At 53.2% G+C, this 16,165-nt stretch carries 24 protein-coding genes; 10 read left to right on the top strand and 14 right to left on the bottom strand.

Annotated features, from left to right (window positions below; genetic code table 11):
* Positions 1–47: 47 nt before the first annotated feature.
* Positions 48–464, top strand: a complete 417-nt coding sequence (locus Q8A57_RS10645; RefSeq protein ID WP_305171092.1) for a hypothetical protein — start codon at positions 48–50, stop codon at positions 462–464.
* A gap of 85 nt (positions 465–549) precedes the next feature.
* A complete protein-coding gene (locus tag Q8A57_RS10640; protein WP_305171091.1) occupies positions 550–1,089 on the top strand; it encodes a YaeQ family protein in 540 nt (179 codons plus the stop codon).
* Between the two features lie 24 nt (positions 1,090–1,113).
* Here Q8A57_RS10640 and Q8A57_RS10635 read toward each other — a convergent pair whose 3' ends face one another.
* The 3 genes from Q8A57_RS10635 to Q8A57_RS10625 are packed head-to-tail and all read right to left on the bottom strand — an operon-like array spanning position 1,114 to position 3,137.
* Positions 1,114–1,608, bottom strand: coding sequence for a type 2 periplasmic-binding domain-containing protein (locus Q8A57_RS10635; protein WP_305171090.1), 495 nt, complete (start codon positions 1,606–1,608; stop codon positions 1,114–1,116).
* A 22-nt stretch (positions 1,609–1,630) separates the two neighbouring features.
* Complete coding sequence (locus Q8A57_RS10630) at positions 1,631–1,915, bottom strand: DUF2288 domain-containing protein (protein ID WP_305171089.1); 285 nt, start codon at positions 1,913–1,915, stop codon at positions 1,631–1,633.
* A 28-nt stretch (positions 1,916–1,943) separates the two neighbouring features.
* Entirely contained in the window at positions 1,944–3,137 is a 1,194-nt protein-coding gene (locus tag Q8A57_RS10625; RefSeq protein ID WP_305171088.1) for a BaiN/RdsA family NAD(P)/FAD-dependent oxidoreductase, read from the bottom strand.
* Between the two features lie 99 nt (positions 3,138–3,236).
* On the opposite strand from Q8A57_RS10625, the gene ppnP reads away from it, so the two are divergent.
* Positions 3,237–3,518: a pyrimidine/purine nucleoside phosphorylase gene (gene ppnP / locus Q8A57_RS10620; protein ID WP_305171087.1), complete on the top strand. Its 282-nt coding sequence runs from the start codon at positions 3,237–3,239 to the stop codon at positions 3,516–3,518.
* Positions 3,519–3,675: 157 nt separating this feature from the next.
* Here the strand turns inward: ppnP and Q8A57_RS10615 are convergent, their stop codons facing one another.
* The 3 genes from Q8A57_RS10615 to Q8A57_RS10605 are packed head-to-tail and all read right to left on the bottom strand — an operon-like array spanning position 3,676 to position 4,693.
* The gene (locus Q8A57_RS10615; RefSeq protein ID WP_305171086.1) at positions 3,676–3,921 is read right to left on the bottom strand and encodes a GNAT family N-acetyltransferase; all 246 of its coding nucleotides are present in this window, start codon (positions 3,919–3,921) and stop codon (positions 3,676–3,678) included.
* On the bottom strand, positions 3,911–4,174 hold the full coding sequence (locus Q8A57_RS10610) for a GIY-YIG nuclease family protein (protein ID WP_305171085.1): 264 nt from the start codon (positions 4,172–4,174) through the stop codon (positions 3,911–3,913). The genes Q8A57_RS10615 and Q8A57_RS10610 overlap by 11 nt, the downstream gene beginning before the upstream one ends.
* Positions 4,175–4,693, bottom strand: coding sequence for a SprT family zinc-dependent metalloprotease (locus Q8A57_RS10605; protein ID WP_305171084.1), 519 nt, complete (start codon positions 4,691–4,693; stop codon positions 4,175–4,177). It lies immediately after the preceding gene.
* Positions 4,694–4,821: 128 nt separating this feature from the next.
* On the opposite strand from Q8A57_RS10605, the gene Q8A57_RS10600 reads away from it, so the two are divergent.
* The 7 genes from Q8A57_RS10600 (at position 4,822) to Q8A57_RS10575 (ending at position 9,648) form a co-directional block, all read left to right on the top strand.
* Positions 4,822–5,643, top strand: coding sequence for a PHP domain-containing protein (locus Q8A57_RS10600; RefSeq protein ID WP_305171083.1), 822 nt, complete (start codon positions 4,822–4,824; stop codon positions 5,641–5,643).
* On the top strand, positions 5,628–5,993 hold the full coding sequence (locus Q8A57_RS10595; protein WP_305171082.1) for a hypothetical protein: 366 nt from the start codon (positions 5,628–5,630) through the stop codon (positions 5,991–5,993). The genes Q8A57_RS10600 and Q8A57_RS10595 overlap by 16 nt, the downstream gene beginning before the upstream one ends.
* A gap of 110 nt (positions 5,994–6,103) precedes the next feature.
* The gene (locus tag Q8A57_RS10590) at positions 6,104–7,135 is read left to right on the top strand and encodes a DUF2157 domain-containing protein (protein ID WP_305171081.1); all 1,032 of its coding nucleotides are present in this window, start codon (positions 6,104–6,106) and stop codon (positions 7,133–7,135) included.
* Complete coding sequence (locus Q8A57_RS11145) at positions 7,126–7,428, top strand: rhodanese-like domain-containing protein (RefSeq protein ID WP_369427816.1); 303 nt, start codon at positions 7,126–7,128, stop codon at positions 7,426–7,428. The genes Q8A57_RS10590 and Q8A57_RS11145 overlap by 10 nt, the downstream gene beginning before the upstream one ends.
* A gap of 66 nt (positions 7,429–7,494) precedes the next feature.
* The gene (locus Q8A57_RS10585; RefSeq protein ID WP_305171080.1) at positions 7,495–7,881 is read left to right on the top strand and encodes a DUF6632 domain-containing protein; all 387 of its coding nucleotides are present in this window, start codon (positions 7,495–7,497) and stop codon (positions 7,879–7,881) included.
* Between the two features lie 83 nt (positions 7,882–7,964).
* Positions 7,965–8,363, top strand: coding sequence for a cupin domain-containing protein (locus Q8A57_RS10580; RefSeq protein WP_305171079.1), 399 nt, complete (start codon positions 7,965–7,967; stop codon positions 8,361–8,363).
* A 118-nt stretch (positions 8,364–8,481) separates the two neighbouring features.
* Positions 8,482–9,648, top strand: a complete 1,167-nt coding sequence (locus Q8A57_RS10575; protein WP_305171078.1) for a hypothetical protein — start codon at positions 8,482–8,484, stop codon at positions 9,646–9,648.
* Between the two features lie 67 nt (positions 9,649–9,715).
* Here the strand turns inward: Q8A57_RS10575 and Q8A57_RS10570 are convergent, their stop codons facing one another.
* The 8 genes from Q8A57_RS10570 to mltB all read right to left on the bottom strand — a co-directional run bounded on the left by Q8A57_RS10570 (position 9,716) and on the right by mltB (position 16,158).
* Positions 9,716–10,198 carry an FKBP-type peptidyl-prolyl cis-trans isomerase gene (locus tag Q8A57_RS10570; protein ID WP_305171077.1) on the bottom strand — a complete coding sequence of 161 codons (483 nt, stop codon included), beginning with the start codon at positions 10,196–10,198 and terminating at the stop codon, positions 9,716–9,718.
* Between the two features lie 52 nt (positions 10,199–10,250).
* The gene (locus Q8A57_RS10565) at positions 10,251–11,039 is read right to left on the bottom strand and encodes an ABC transporter ATP-binding protein (protein ID WP_305171076.1); all 789 of its coding nucleotides are present in this window, start codon (positions 11,037–11,039) and stop codon (positions 10,251–10,253) included.
* A gap of 38 nt (positions 11,040–11,077) precedes the next feature.
* Positions 11,078–12,058, bottom strand: coding sequence for a lipoyl synthase (gene lipA, locus Q8A57_RS10560; RefSeq protein ID WP_305171075.1), 981 nt, complete (start codon positions 12,056–12,058; stop codon positions 11,078–11,080).
* 27 nt (positions 12,059–12,085) lie between these two features.
* Positions 12,086–12,775, bottom strand: a complete 690-nt coding sequence (gene lipB, locus Q8A57_RS10555; RefSeq protein WP_305171074.1) for a lipoyl(octanoyl) transferase LipB — start codon at positions 12,773–12,775, stop codon at positions 12,086–12,088.
* Positions 12,776–12,798: 23 nt separating this feature from the next.
* The gene (locus tag Q8A57_RS10550; protein WP_305171073.1) at positions 12,799–13,068 is read right to left on the bottom strand and encodes an HP0495 family protein; all 270 of its coding nucleotides are present in this window, start codon (positions 13,066–13,068) and stop codon (positions 12,799–12,801) included.
* Complete coding sequence (locus tag Q8A57_RS10545; protein ID WP_305171072.1) at positions 13,068–14,219, bottom strand: D-alanyl-D-alanine carboxypeptidase family protein; 1,152 nt, start codon at positions 14,217–14,219, stop codon at positions 13,068–13,070. The genes Q8A57_RS10550 and Q8A57_RS10545 overlap by 1 nt, the downstream gene beginning before the upstream one ends.
* Before the next feature lie 96 nt (positions 14,220–14,315).
* Complete coding sequence (locus Q8A57_RS10540) at positions 14,316–15,194, bottom strand: septal ring lytic transglycosylase RlpA family protein (protein ID WP_305171071.1); 879 nt, start codon at positions 15,192–15,194, stop codon at positions 14,316–14,318.
* A complete protein-coding gene (gene mltB, locus Q8A57_RS10535; protein ID WP_305171070.1) occupies positions 15,178–16,158 on the bottom strand; it encodes a lytic murein transglycosylase B in 981 nt (326 codons plus the stop codon). Before mltB ends, Q8A57_RS10540 begins: the two co-directional genes overlap by 17 nt.
* Between the last annotated feature and the right edge of the window lie 7 nt (positions 16,159–16,165).

Here is a 16,165-nt window from a genome sequence, read left to right as displayed (position 1 = left end):
AATCTGGTAGGGTGTCCGCCCCAACGATCAACAACTGAATAAATAGCATGAGTGATTCCAAAAAATTTGACGCCAGCATGAATCCAGACGAGCTGTACCTGGAAGAAATTTTCACCGACCAGAAGGTCGGTAGCATCCGTCGCCTGACTCCGGTCACCGCCGACGGCGAGCGCGACCCCAACCGCGAAATTGCCTACATGGGTTCCACCCAGGTGATGAGCCCCATGGGTGCGCTGCCCATCAACTTCCTGATCGAGGCCACCAGCATTGGTGACGCGGCAGAAAAATTTGGTGCCGAAGCCGAAGCCGCAGTTGAACGCACAGCCAGAGAGCTGGAAGAACTGCGCCGTGAACAGGCCTCAAAAATTGTTGTACCCGGCCAGGATGGCGGCATGGGTGGTATGGGCGGCATGGGTGGTATGGGCGGCCCCGGCGGACTGAGTGGTTCCGGCATTATCACCTGATAACCTCGACCCCTTTCACCACTTGAGTAGGCGCTGTCCACCAGCGCCTCAAGAGCCCACGAATATTACCTAGAGTGCTGCGTGCATGGCCCTGAAAGCCACTGTGTTCAAAGCCGAGTTAGCCGTATCCAATATGGATCGCGGTTATTACCACACACACGCCCTCACCATTGCTCGTCACCCCTCGGAAACCGATGAGCGCATGATGGTTCGCCTGCTGGCTTTTGCACTGAATGCCAACCCACAGCTGCAATTTTGCCGGGGACTGTCCAACGATGAAGAGCCGGACCTGTGGCAGAAAAACCTGCAGGGAGATATCGAGCTGTGGATTGAGGTGGGACAGCCGGATGAGCGACGTATCCGCAAAGCCTGCAACAGGGCCGACACCGTACTCATCTACCCCTATGGCGCACGTACTGCAGAGCAGTGGTGGCAAAATATCGCCCCCAAGCTGAGCCGCTTCGATAATCTCGAGGTGTACTATTTTTCCCCGCAGGACACCGCATCATTAACCTCCCTGGCAGAACGCAACATGTCTCTGCAGGCCACCATTCAAGACGGCATGATGTGGTTTGGCAATGACATCACCACGCTGAGTATCAGCCCTGAAAACTGGTTTCGGTGAAATCTGCGGCCCTGCTTACCGATACTAGTGATCAATAAAGGGATTCGCCCTCAATCGTTCAACGGCCAGATCAATAAATGACCTTATCTTGGCGTTAGCCTTTCGCCCGCCAAAATAAACGATGTTCACCGGCAGAGGTGCCAGTTCAAAGTCGCGCAAAATTCGCACTAAGGTCCCTTTTTGAAGCTCTTCACCCACTTGACCTTTTATGACGTAGTACATTTCCAGAGAACTAATTGCTAACCCAGCAGGAGATACAAAGACCTCAGATTTTCCTTCCTTACAACTGCCCCATTTTGATAGCGACCTCATGTCCCGTTGAAACCCCGCCATCCATTTCTCGGCGTCCAGCCACCCATCCGGCAATTTATTAATCGCCATGACATATTGAAGACTTTCGCTAAACCACCGGGCTAAACAAAATTCATGGTCATCGTAAAAAGGTAAGGTTTGGTAGGTAATATCCAGCTCATCTGGAATTTGGATAGCTAATCCTTTAGCAACGATATTTGTTTCCATACAACTGATTATCCTTTACATATTAATTACAGACCGGCTGCACCAAGACCCACGGCTTGACGACTACTGACCACACCAGGGCATCGGTTTCCAACCAGGTTACCGCCTGTTCATCGCTAACTTGCCCTACCTGTCCGGCGGCCATCCAAGACTGAACCTTCTCTTTGTTGTCCTGGCAGATTTCCCCGGCCACATCGATCAGGTCCAGTTCCGGCGCCACGTAAATGGTGGAGCCATTGGCAAAAAACTTTTGCAACTCTTGCCAGCTAATTTTTGCTGTTTCCTGTAGTAATTCTTCTTTCAACATTGCTCTCTTTCCGAAATAGTTATCTCACTCAAACGCTTTGCCCGGCGGCTACCCCGGAGGCCCAGGCCCATTGAAAATTAAAGCCCCCCAGATGGCCAGTGATGTCCAGTACCTCGCCAATAAAATACAGGCCAGGTCGCAACTGGCTCTCCATGGTTTTGGAGGATACCTCCCGAGTATCGACACCGCCCAGGGTCACTTCCGCGGTGCGATAGCCCTCGGTGCCGGAGGGTTTTAACTGCCAGCCATTTAGCTGTTTCGCTACCGCCAGCAACTGTTTGTCCGGCCATTCCGCAAGGGGCGTTTCCGCGCGTTCTGACCACCACAGTGCCTGTAATTCCTGAACCAGTTTGCGCGGCAACTCCCTAACCAGCAAGGTGCGCAATAATGTCCTCGGCTGTTGCGACTTCATAGCCATTAGCCACGATGCCACATCTGTGTCAGGAAGCAGGTCAATGTGCACTTCCTCCCCTTCACGCCAGTAACTGGAGACTTGCAAAACTGCCGGACCACTGAGCCCACGGTGGGTAAAAAGAAGATTTTCCCGGAAAGATTTACCGCCGGCGGTCACCCGGACCGACACCGACAAGCCAGAGAGCTTCTCTGTCAGCAATTTAAAACCGTCGCTAAAGGTAAAGGGTACCAAGGCTGGTCGCAACGGCACCAGACTATGGCCAAATTGCTGCGCCAGCCTGTAACCGAAGTCGGAGCCGCCCAGTGTCGGCACCGACAAACCACCGCTGGCCACCACCAGTGCGTTGGCATGAAACTCCCCAAGACTGGTCTGCAACCGGAAGCCCTGATCGGCTTCCTCGCAAGTCACTTCGCGGATCTCGCACCGGGTCTTCACCTGTACACTCGCCGCATCTGACTCCGCCAATAACATATCGAGAATATCCTGGGAGCGGTGATCGCAGAACAACTGGCCAAGGGTCTTCTCGTGGTAGGCGATACCGTGCTTATTGACCAGTTCAATAAAGTCCCATTGGGTATAGCGGCTCAGCGCCGACTTGCAGAAATGGGGGTTCTCGGACAGGAAGTTATCGGGCTCCGTATAGAGGTTTGTGAAATTACAGCGCCCGCCGCCGGACATCAGGATCTTCTTGCCCGGTTTATTGGCCCGTTCCAGCACCAGTACCCGGCGGCCGCGCTGTCCGGCCACCGCGGCACACATTAAGCCAGCCGCGCCTGCGCCAATGACAATCACATCCCAGGGTTTCACATTAGTGTCCACAAAAATCTCAAAGGGCGCATTCTATCGACCGCGCAGTGCGGGTACTATAGCGGCGCAATTTTTACCCAACCTGTTGAGAGCATCTGCATGTTTAAAATGAACGAATATTTTGATGGCACGGTGGTTTCCATCGGCTTCCAGACCGAAACCCTGCCCGCCACCGTCGGCGTCATGGCACCGGGCGAATACGAATTCGGCACGAGCAAGAAAGAAGTGATGACCGTGGTGAGCGGTGCACTGACTGTGAAACTGCCCGGCCAAGACGACTGGCATACGTTTAACGCCGGCGACAGCTTTGAAGTGGCCGCCAATCAATCGTTCCAGTTACAGGTGGCAGTGGATACGGCTTATCTTTGTACTTATGAGTAAGTCCCAACAGCCTGCCTGAAAACGTTTTCGAGGCAGGCGATACAAGGCAAGGAAAACGGAAAAGGCGGAGTTTAGGGGGCTCTTCAACAGACCTATTGAGCACCTTGAGGTTTTTCTTAACGCCGTACGGCCACGCAGAAAGCTTTTCAGCGGACTGTTAAAGGAATTTCTGCACATACCAGCAGGTTGCTCTCACCCTAAGCCCTTGCTGGTTTGCCCAGCTCAGTCCGGCGCGCACCAGTTTTTCAGCTAAGCCATGATTGCGGTACTCCCCCGGCACATAGGTACGGGAAAAATTTACCGTATTATCAGGCAATAACTGGTACTCCAGCACCGCGCGTCCTCGTTCAAGCTCAATCAGGAAACACCCTTGCTGGTCATCGTGAACAATTTCAGCATCCATCTTTCGAACCCTCCGAAATCAGTGCCAGCTTTTGCTGTCGCCCCAATTGCTTGATAGCCGCTTCCCGTTTCGAAGCCATGCTGCGATCCTCTGCGGGTTCAACGTACACCACCTTTTTTGGCTGGCGCCCATTGAAGTAACGGGCACCCAGCTTGCCATCCCGATGCTCCGCAAAGCGGCGCGCCACATCGGTGGTAATACCGGTATAGAGAGAGCCGTCGCTGGCCTCGATCATATACACAAACCAACTCATTCAGGCCACCACTAAGTGGTTACCGCACTGACGGCAGAGATAACGGGCCTCGCCACGTTGTATCTTTAAGTGACGTCGCGTACCTAAACGGTGAGGCTGGCATCCACAGTGGTAATCAAACTGTCTCTCCCGACGCACCGGGATACCTTCCAGGTCGAATCGGGCGGTGGCGCGGCCATCGACGCCAAAGGCATCCATAATTTTGCGCCACTCGGGGCCGTGAGGTTTGACCCGACGAATGCCGTAGACGCAGTCCACCAGATAGTGGGCCACCTCATGGGGCACAGTCACGTGCAGCCCGTCCTCGAAATATTTGGCAAAAATCCAGGGGTTGTAACGAATTAGCCGTTGCCGACCCTTAACGCGATACATGCCAGCGGTACGCCCTCGGAGGTCGAAAGCCACTGGCACATCGGCAAAACGACGGTCCAGCAACTCGCTTCCCAGCCCGATAAAATGTCGGGTCTGTTCCAGTACTTGCTGTTGAAGCTCTTTACCAATGGGGGTGATCGTTTCCATGACCGCAGTATAGCGGCTCGCGCCCGGCGGCCATACCAGCTCCCAGGGCTACATGCATACCAACACCGACCTTGGAAGGCGCTATAATGTCCCGTTGTTTCCCACAACGGTCCAAAATGGATTGCCACATGCTTTATGACCTGCACTGCCACAGCACCTGCTCCGACGGTTCCCTCGAGCCGGAACAACTGGTGCAGCGGGCAACCGATGCAGGGGTGGAGATGCTGGCCATCACCGATCACGACACCACCGCAGCATTCGGCCGATTACCGCCATGCACAAACTCATCCATACAGGTGATTCCCGCCATCGAGTTCTCCACCACCTGGCGAAAAATTGGCGTGCATATCGTCGGCCTGAATATCGATCCCGACAGCGACGCCATGCGAGCCGGCTGCCACTACCAGCAACAGGCCCGCAAACAACGTGCCGAACAGATTGCCGAAAAGCTTCACCATCTTGGCCTACCCGACACTTTAGAAGGAGCAAAGGCACAGGCTGGCAGTGATATTGTGGGACGCCCGCACTTTGCCCAGCACCTGATAGAGATCGGGGCGGTCAGCAATATGCGTCAGGCCTTCAAGAAATACCTCGGCTCCGGCAAGCCCGGCGATGTCAAACAACTGTGGGCCACACTGCCACAAATCATTCAGTGGATTCGCGATGCCGGCGGCACCGCCGTGCTGGCTCACCCAGACAAATACAATCTCACCCGAACCAAGCTACTCGCCCTGGCAGATGACTTTATGGCAGTGGGTGGTCAAGGCATGGAGGTGGTCTCGGGTCGGCAACCCCCACCACTGACCCGCGATCTGGCCAAGATCTGTGAGCAAAAAGCACTGCTGGCTTCCTGTGGTTCAGACTTCCATCAACCGGGTCAGCCCTGGGCAGAACTGGGCCAGTTCCCCGGTTTACCGGATATCTGCCGCCCGGTATGGGATCACTGGTAGAATGGCTGATGACCATGGCAAATAAACCACCCTTGAAAAAACCACCAGATAAGTCCCAGCTACGCAGAGAACTGCAGCAGCAGATACAGGACTACCTGACCCATGGCGGGGAAATTCACAAAATCCCTCGCGGTGTCAGTGGCCGGGACAACCCCCTGGAGGGTTTGCCCATGGCCTTTTTCAACCAACCAAAAGCCGAGCGCACGCCTATCCCTGAAGTGGTCGCTGCACTGGATGCCCGACGCCAGAAAACATCCAAGTCGGGAAAAACAACGCCCAGTAAACCGAAAGAAAAAATTATCTACGACGACTTCGGAGAACCTATCCGCAAAATCTGGGTGGAGGAATAACTACCGGACCTGGCTCGCTTCACCACCTGGGCTATGATCAAATGATCTGACATGCGCTTGATTGACTACATGTGGGATGTGAACTGATAGCGGGCTTTTCGGGACTGGCGATGAAAATAACAAAGAAAAACCTGGATGCAGCGGTTCAGGAAAACATTATCAGTAGCGAACAGGCAGAGAAATTATTCCTGTTCCTGAAAGAGAACCCCTCCGCTGGCCCCCGATTTGATTTTACCCATGTGCTCTATTACCTGGGCGGACTCATTGCCATCAACGCGATGACCCTTTTTATGACCCTGGGGTGGGAAATGTTTGGGGGCTGGGGAATCCTGGCAATGTCTCTGGCTTATGCCGTTCTAGCACTCAAATTGACCCACACGTTTCAGCAAAAAGGTTACCCGGTTCCTGCGGGAATCTGCGCCACGTTTGTAGTTGCCCTCACCCCACTGGCTATTTATGGCCTGCAGCAAGGGCTGGGCATATGGCCTGATGATACTGCTTACCGTGAATACCATCGCCTGATCAAATGGCACTGGCTCTATATGGAGTTAGGCACGCTGGCCGTGGGTGTTATCGTGGCATGGAAATACAAGTATCCGTTTCTGATCATGCCGATCGCAGTCACCCTGTGGTATATGTCGATGGATATTGCCGCCATGCTCGCTGCTGGCAGCCCGGACTTTGAGCTCAGAGCGATCGTATCCATGTACTTTGGCCTGGCTTTTGTTTGCCTCGCTTTCTGGGTGGATATCCGTGCCAGAAATACCGCAGATTATGCCTTCTGGCTTTATATCTTCGGGGTGCTGACGTTTTGGGGCGGCATGACCCTGCAATATTCCGACAGCGAACTCGCCAAGTTTTTCTATTTCTGTATCAATATTTTCATGCTGGGCATTGGAGTGGCATTGGTGCGTCGTGTTTTTGTGGTATTTGGTGCAATTGGCTGCTGTATTTATCTGGGACACCTGGCCTACAGAGTCTTCGAAGACAGTTGGCTATTTCCGATCATGCTAACGGTTCTAGGATTCACCATCATTTATCTGGGCGTGCTGTGGCAGAAAAATGAACCTCGGATTACCGCGAAAATGCACAGTGTTTTACCCCTACCGCTAAGAGAGCTTCTGGAGGCAAGATCCCGATAACCGGGCATACAGCAGCCTGGAAAATCGCACATCGAGACGTAATAGAATATATCACCCCCCCCGGCAACCCCCGCTTCAAACCCATTTTCTCTGAAGACAGGCAGCCTGTTCTGTATTGTCAGCCTGCCCGGCGTTCAGCCTTGGCCACTGCAGAGTTAAAGGACTTGGGGTTCTACAACACCTGTCATATTGAAGGAAGGTTTTCCGCGTGGGAAAACGCCGGTGGAGAAACCTCTACAAAAGACGCAAAGTGGGTACAGATCGTGTCTGGCAATCCGGGGCAAATCGACTAATATCAAAAAGTCACTTCCCACCACTGCACCTAAAACCGCCGTTCATAATAAAAAAGGGGACACACCATGGAAGAGCAGCAGAAGCTCCAGTATCTGAAAACCGCCCTGCTGGTATTTGGCATTGTTTTTGTCGTTGGCGTACCGGCCATGATGATGTGGGTCTGGCCCTCCGGTTGGAGCTGGACACCACGGCAACCGGAATACGAACAAATGATCATGGGAATTTATGCCACCCTCGGGGTATTCCTGATTCGTGCCGCCAAAAACCCCCTCGCCCATGCCAGCCTTATCTGGTTCACCATCTGGTCGAGTATTGTTCACGCCGGCATTATGTTGGCCCAGGCCCTGGCCGATCATTCTGAACACGCCAACATGATCGGTGATATTCCCGCATTATTCCTGGTGGCAGCCGTACTCTGGTTCCTGATGCCAAAAAATAGTCCGGCCCAGTAATCGGCTTTCAGCGTTAACGCCCTCGTTAACCCATAAATGTTGGGGTACCATCTGTGATTTCTAAATTCTGAGGAGCTGCCACCGTGAACTTCCGGTTAACATTGATCCTGCTGACTCTGCTGGTCACCAGCGTTTCCCAAGCCGAACAGACCGCCATGGCGGATATTAAAGCACCTACCGACCTCGCCAATATTCACGTGGTGAAGCTCTACAGCGACAAACATGCCTCGGACTTTATTGTTTTTGTGAAGAAATCAGTCCCATTGCACAAGCATGCCTTTCACTCCGAGACCATCTACATTCTCGAAGGTACCGGCATCATGCGACGGGGTGATGAGACGTTTGAAGTAAAACCCGGCGACTTTATCAAGGTTCCTGAGGGCACTCCCCACGCAGTTAAAACAACGTCCGAGATGCCTCTGAAAGCACTTTCTATACAGGCTCCCGAGTTCTTCGGCAAAGACCGGATACCTGTCAAATAACACAAACCATACAGACTGTTTACCGGCAAAGGTCATCGACATTGTTCACATTGCGGCAGTCGGCAAAGGTATACTCTGGCAACTCAATAATCACAAACCATTAAGGGGTGGATAAAGCGTGTTAAACACTGTGACGGGCGTCTTTGCACGCCAAAACTATACGGCCGGTCTGCTACAACTTTTTCTAGCACTACTGTTGATCTTTGTGGCCAGCCCTTCATCAGCCGGTCTGAAACTGGAACACAGTGACACCCTTTGGATTAGCGTGGGTGGCGGCACGCGCCTGCAACAAACCTCCCGGAATAATGATGCCGACGGCAGTGATGAGTTCACCATCAACAGCCTGCGGACTTACTGGGCTGGCCAGTTACATGAATACGTCAAGTGGAGTATTAACACGGAGAAATATGAAGGCGACTCCGTGATGATGATTGATGCCATTCTGCAATTTGAACTCGATCCTGCATTCAAACTCTGGGTGGGGCGCACCCTGGTCCCCACCGACAGACCGGGACTGAATGGCCCCTACACTGGCATGAGCTGGAATCAGTACCGTCAGCCACTGTTCCCCGCAGACTACGACGGTCCTGCAGGACGACTCGGCCGTAGCGAAGGTGCCGTGGTATTTGGCCAACTGGATAAACTGCAATACCTGGCAGGGATCTTTGAAGGCACCGACGATTATGGCAACGACGATGACAACCTGCTGTATGCCGCACGCTTTGCCTACAATTTCAAGAATGTTGAGCCCCTGGTGGGTTACTACACTGCCGCCACACACTTTGGTAAGGCTGGCGATATTCTGACAGCCGCCGTCACGGTGCAAAGTCAGAAGGATAGCAGTGGCAGCGAAATTGACCCTGGTGATTTTTTTGGCTATGCCTTCGATGTGTTTTCCGAAACCGTGCTGGATAACAATGCTGTACTGACGCTGGAGACGGGTTACAAGAATATGGATGGCGACCGAACCTGGGCCTCGCCACCCACAGATGGGCTGGAGGAGTGCTTCTGTCTGTTTGAAGGGGACTCGTACTATGCTACCGCTGGCTACCTGTTTGCCAAGAAAATCGGTCCGGGGCAATTCCAACCCTATGCCCGCTATATGAAAAATGACCCGGTGGATGCGGACACCAGCGACACCACTGAGTGGGGACTGAACTACGTGATCAACGGTTATAAAGCCACCGTCAACCTGCATTACGTAACCGGCGATGCCAATGCACTGGGTTATCCGGGTAATGATACCGACATTGTTTCAATGGGTGTCATTCTACAGTACTACTAAAACGCAAAACGGGGGTTGAACCTGCCGCTCAACCCCCGCCATTTCCGGCACCGGTGCCGTTATTTTTTCACTTCCCGCAGCCCTTGTCCCCATGAACATGGCCGTGGTCGCGCTCTTCCTGCGTTGATTCGCGCACATCCACAATTTCCACATCAAAGGTCAGAGTCTTACCCGCCAAAGGGTGGTTGATGTCGATATCCGCATTGAACTTGCCTACCTTGAGGATAGTCACCGGGCGCAAGCCTTCTTTGGTACGCAGGGGAACCGTCATGCCAGGCTCCAGCTTGCCTTCATAATGCAGGTTTTTCAGCCCCACACGCATTTCGTTGTCAGTCAATAATCTTCCATAGGCCATTTCAGGCGGCAGGGTAATGCTGTACTTGTCTCCCGGCTCCTTGCCCAGCATGGAGGCTTCGAGCGGTTCAATCATATTCCGGTAGCCGCAAATAAAGGTCGCAGCTTCCTCATTCTGGGAAGTCTCGACGACTTCGCCATTTTCGTCGGTCATGGTGTAGTGGAAAGCCACCACAGCATTGTCTTGTACTTTCATAACGTCAGTAATCCTGGATCGGCAAATCGGCGCACATTATGGTGGCCTGTGACTAGGCTGGCAAGACCTGGTAAAAACCGTTAGAGATACTGACGGTCAACGGCATATCAAACAGCGACGACAGGTGATTGTCAGTCAGCAGGTCGGCTTTGTAGCCATCGGCCACCACACTGCCATTAGCGATAAAGACCACACGCTCAATTTCAGGGGGAATCTCGTGTATATGGTGGGTAGCGAGAAGAATGGTCTTTCCGCGCTGCAACAGTTCGCGGATGCCATTGAGATAATGATAGGTGGCATTCAAGTCCAGCCCGCTGGTGGGCTCATCGAGAATCAGGTGATCGGGGTTGTGGATTAGAGCACGACCGAGCAGACAGCGACGCTGTTGACCTGTAGACATCTGCTTGTAGGGCCTTCCCGCCAGGTCGGAGATTCCCAACTCTTCCAGCACCGCCCTGCCCCGGGTCAATTGCTCGTCCGTTACATCCTGATAATGAAACAGGCCAATGGAGTTGTGCAGACCAGACACCACCACACCGAGCCCACTAACATCCGGCACAAAACCCTGTTGCAGGTCAGCGGACACCAGGCCGATTTTTTCCCTCAATTCCCAGAGTATGGGGCGATCCTGGCCCAGGATTCGCACGTGGGACTCATCATTTACCACCGGGTACAGCTCACGGGTCAGCAGTTTAAGTAAGGTGCTTTTACCGGCGCCATTGGGCCCGATAATGGCCGTGCTCTGCCCCTGCTCTACCGACAGTGAAAAGCCATCGAAGACTTTTTTATTGTCGCGGTAAACCGTGGCGTTATGAATATCAAGAAGCCTGGGTGTTTTCATTTATTCTGATCCAGTGCTGTACAGCAAAAGACTATCAGCTATTTAACCTGTTCGCCCTTTGCCTGTTTGTCGGCATGGTAGGAAGACCGTACCAGCGGACCTGAAGCGACTTGGCTGAAACCGATACTGTGGCCATATTCCGCATACTCGGCAAATTCATCCGGGTGCACGAAGCGGTCTACGGGCAGATGGTTTTTGGAGGGCTGCAGGTACTGCCCAACGGTCAACATATCGACATCGTGGGCGCGCAGATCATCCAGCGTGCGCATCAGCTCGTCCTTGGTTTCACCCAGCCCCACCATCAGTCCTGACTTGGTGGGTACATTGGGGTTCAGGCGCTTGTATTCCTGAAGCAGTTTCAGGGACCAGGCATAGTTGGCACCCGGACGGGCCTCTCGGTACAGCCTTGGCACGGTTTCCATATTGTGGTTGAAGACATCCGGTGGCGTGGCGGTAAGAATCTCCAGAGCAGGCTCCATACGACCACGAAAATCCGGTACCAGAATTTCGAGTTTCAGCGCCGGGCTGAGGAGTCGGGCTTCCCGAATACAATCGGCAAAATGCTGGGCACCACCATCGCGCAGATCATCACGGTCGACAGAAGTGATCACCACGTAGCTTAACTGCATTTCGTGGATGGCCTTTGCCAGATGTGCCGGCTCTTCTGCATCCAGGGGGTTGGGTTTACCATGTCCCACATCGCAGAACGGGCAGCGACGGGTACAGATTTCCCCCATAATCATGAAAGTTGCCGTGCCGTGACTGAAACACTCGCTGAGATTGGGACATGCTGCCTCTTCACATACCGTCGCCAGCTTGTTCTTGCGCAGTATGTTTTTGATTTCCTGTACCTTGGGGGACGATGAGACCCGGATACGCATCCAGTCGGGCTTGCGCTGGATTTCCTCTGTGGGGATCACCTTCACTGGGATCCGTTCCACCTTGTCCGCACTGCGTAGTTTCTCGCCCTGCTGAAGGCGGCGAGTGCGTTTTGGCGGAACTACGTTGGTATCAGTCATGACAGCGGAATGCCTCAAAGATTCGTTTCAGGATGCAGGCGCCTGCTGCGAATGCAGCAGTGGATGGTCGCCTTCCACACGGTGCGTATTATACCCCAGCCTGCTGGTCAAAATATCAGCAAGGTACTCGGACACCTCTTGCAGGGTGACCTTGTTCTGTAACAGATCGTTCATCTGGGTCATGGGCACGCCGAGCCCGCAGGGATTGATGCGAGCCCAGGGACTGAGATCCATATCAACGTTGAAATTGAGCCCGTGGTAACTGCAACCGCGACGCACCCGCAGTCCCAGAGAACCGATCTTGGCACCATTTTCAACGTAAACACCAGGGGCATCAGGCCTTGGGGCGGCTGTAATACCCCAGTGTGCCAGTGTTTCCACCAGCGCAGCTTCAATGAGCGAAACCAGATCGCGCACCGTGATACCCAGTCGTTTCAGGTCAATGAGCAGGTACCCGGTAATCTGGCCCGGGCCGTGGTAGGTCACATGGCCACCGCGATCACTCTGAACCACCGGAATGTCACCAGGCATCAGGATGTACTCCTGTTTCCCCGCCTGCCCCTGGGTAAACACCGGCTCGTGCTCAAGCAACCAGATTTCATCCGGTGTCTCGGCATTGCGTGTAGAAGTGAGCGTTTTCATCGCTTCGAAGGTATCGGCATAGGCACGACACCCCAGGTAGCGGATGATTAGAGGCAAGTCAGGTACTGTCGACATATAAACGGGTTGGATTCCAGCTCTTACAAGACCATCTGTACCAGCGGGTGATCTTTCAGGTCGGCAAAGATGGCCTGAAGCTGTGTTTCCCCGGTTGCAGTAATCGTGACAGTGATGGATTGAAAATTGCCTTTACGGCTGCCCCTTACAGTTATCGTCGCCTGATCAAATCCCGGCGAATGGCGCTCCATAGTTTCAATCACCAGGTTGTGCAGTTCGCCACCGGCACTACCAACCACCTTGATGGGGTAATCACAGGGAAATTCAATTTTCGGTGCTTCTGGTGTCGACATCAGGCAAAGATACCTATGAAGAATCGCTTAATGGCATCCCAGAGACGGGAGAAAATTCCCGCTTCCTCCACTGACCTGTCTGCCACCAGCGCTGTTTCCAGCAGGGGTTCTCCCTCAAAACTGATGGTCAGACTACCCAGCGACTGGCCCCCAGTAAGCGGCGCTTCGATGTCCTCATCGGACACCACCTGGGCTTCCAGTTGATCTTTTGAGCCGCGGGGGATAGTCAGGTACAGGTCCTCAGGCACAACCAGGTTGACGCTGTCTTCAACTCCGTACCAGACCCGGGCGTTTTCTTTCAGAATGTCGCCAGCACTGTAGACTTTGCCGGTTTCATAGTAGCGAAAGCCAAATGACAGCAGTTTTTGTGATTCCCTGGCACGGGCCTCTTCACTGCTGGTTCCCATCACCACTGATATCAGGCGCATGTTATTGCGCACGGCCGAAGCCACCAGGCAAAACCCTGCCTCTTCGGTATGGCCGGTTTTCAGGCCATCCACCGAGCTATCCCGCCACAACAGGCGGTTGCGGTTGGGTTGTTTGATATCGTTGTACTCGAAGTATTTCTCAGCATAGATATCGTAGTGTTCCGGGTAATCCTGTATCAAGGCACGTGCCAGCAGAGACAAATCGCGAGCCGTTGTTAGGTGGCCGTCTGAGGGCCAGCCAGTGGCATTGTGAAAGGTTGTGTTTTTCATACCCAGCAACTGGGCCTGCTGGTTCATGACATCGGCAAAAGCACTTTCACTACCTGCCAGGTACTCCGCCAGAGCCACAGATGCATCGTTACCGGACTGAATGACCACACCACGCAGTAAGTCCATCAGCGGCACCTGTGTCCCCTCACGGACAAACATTTTTGAACCACCCATTTTCCAAGCTGTGACGCTGATGGGTACCATGTCCTGTTCCTTGATTTTGCCGTTGTGCAATTCAGCGGCAACGATGTAACTGGTCATCATTTTGGTCAGGCTGGCAGGGGGCAATTGCTGATCTGCGTTGTGCTCCACCAGGACTTTCCCGGTGTTGGCATCCATCAGTATCCAGGCGGAAGCAGCCAGTTCCGGTGGTGCCGGAATAAGAATTTTGGCTTGAGAGAAAGCCGGTAACAGGGACAGTAACAACCCGATGGAAAGAATTTTCTTCAGCATAAGCAACAGTTTTTTTAATTGGTGTAACGATGGATGGATGTACCGGAAAGGAATACGGAAATTCTAGCACGAGGCCCGCCGGTCTTTCAGGTAAAGTTATTCGTAGACCACAAAGGGACTGATATTCTCCCGCTGCTGCAGCAAATTGCGCAGATTCAATAGCGTGTCATTATCGCTTAACGGTCCCACCAACACCTTGTAAAGAGTTGTTGGTTGGCTTTGCTGCCTTACCACCACGGGAACCTCCGTTAGGCTCTGCACTTTCTGCGACAACGTCGAGGCGGCCGTGTGTGTGGAAAAAGCGCCCACTTGGAGGTAAGTATTACCCGGCAGGCTATAGTCATCGGCACTAGCCACCGGTTGCGCCGAGGGAATCACACTTGGCTGACTGTAGATATGCGGCTGTTCCACAGAATTTTTCTGGTACTTAAGCGGATCGATCGCTTCTACAATCACCTTCGCCGTACCCCTGTCTGAATACCCCAGCTTCTTTGCAGCAACATAAGAAAGATCAATAATGCGGTCACCGTGGAAAGGACCGCGATCATTGACCCGGACAATCACACTGCGTCCATTTTCGACATTGGTGACACGTACATAGCAGGGAATGGGCAGGGTTTTATGAGCCGCTGTCATTTCGTACATACTATAAGGCTCACCATTTGAGGTATTGCGGCCGTGGAACTTGTTGCCATACCAGGAGGCCATACCCTGCTGCCTGAAACCAAGACTGGAAGGTAGCACTTCGTAGGTTTTACCAAACACGGTGTAGGGGCTTTTGTTACCAGCCTTGGTAACCGGCTCTACCTTCGGCACAGCATCGGGAATATGTGCGACGTCCACATCCTTAGGCGGAGGACCATCACCATACCCGTACCCGCCTTTACTACTGCCGCTACCGCCGCAACCCTGAAACAGGAGCACAGTGACGGCCAGCACAGCCCACGGAGTAAAACGTCTAGAGATTGCTTTCACCAACACGCTCCAGGATCAGCTGACTCAACTGGTGTACCGCCATGGCATACATGGTACTGCGGTTATAACGGGTGATAACGTAAAAATTATTCAGCCCCAGCCACAGCTGCTCACCGTCCTCGGCTTCCAGCGTAAAAGGCAGGGCTTTGATGTCTGCGGGTAATTTATCTTCGGCCTGCACTCCCAACTGCGACCATTCAGCCAGGGTTTTATCCAGCGTCAGCTTATTCAATAACGCGTTATCCAGGTCACCCTTGGCGCGTGCACGGGCGACCACGGGCTCATTCATGACCCAGCCATGTTTGGCAAAATAATTGGCGACACTGCCGATGGCATCGGAGCGATTATCCCAGATGTCAGCGAAGCCATCGCCGTCAAAATCCACAGCGAAACTGCGATAGCTGCTGGGTATGAACTGTCCATAACCCATGGCGCCGGCATAGGAACCGGTCAATTTGAGGGGATCCTGGCTCTGCTCACGGGCCAGCAGCAGAAACTCTTCCAGCTGACGGGTAAAAAAGGCACTGCGGGGCGGGTAATCAAATGACAATGTCGACAGGGCATCAATAACCCGGAACCCACCCTTGATCCGCCCATAAAAAGTTTCCACGCCGATAATGGCAACAATCACTTCCGGTGCCACATTGTACTGTCGCGACGCCAATTTAAGGGCTTCACGGTTGTGACGCCAGAAATCAACCCCTTCCGTAATACGTTTCTCGGTGATAAAAATTTTGCGGTAGTCCTTCCAGGGCTTGACCTTTTCTGCAGGCCTCTCCATGGCATCAATAATGGACTGTTTCTTTTCTGCATTATCGAGCAGCGCATCGATTTCACCGCGACCAAAACCGTGTTCTGCCACCATACGATCAGCAAAGGCTTTGGCCTTGGGAGAATCCAGATAACCGGCTTGCACCGAAACAGACAACAATGCAGCTAACGCAAAAACCATTCTTTTTTTCATATTTTTA

The sequence above is a fragment of the Porticoccus litoralis genome (assembly GCF_030676955.1).
GTDB classification, from domain to species: Bacteria; Pseudomonadota; Gammaproteobacteria; order Pseudomonadales; family Porticoccaceae; genus Porticoccus; species Porticoccus litoralis.
This window is presented reverse-complemented; position numbering and strand designations above follow the sequence as displayed.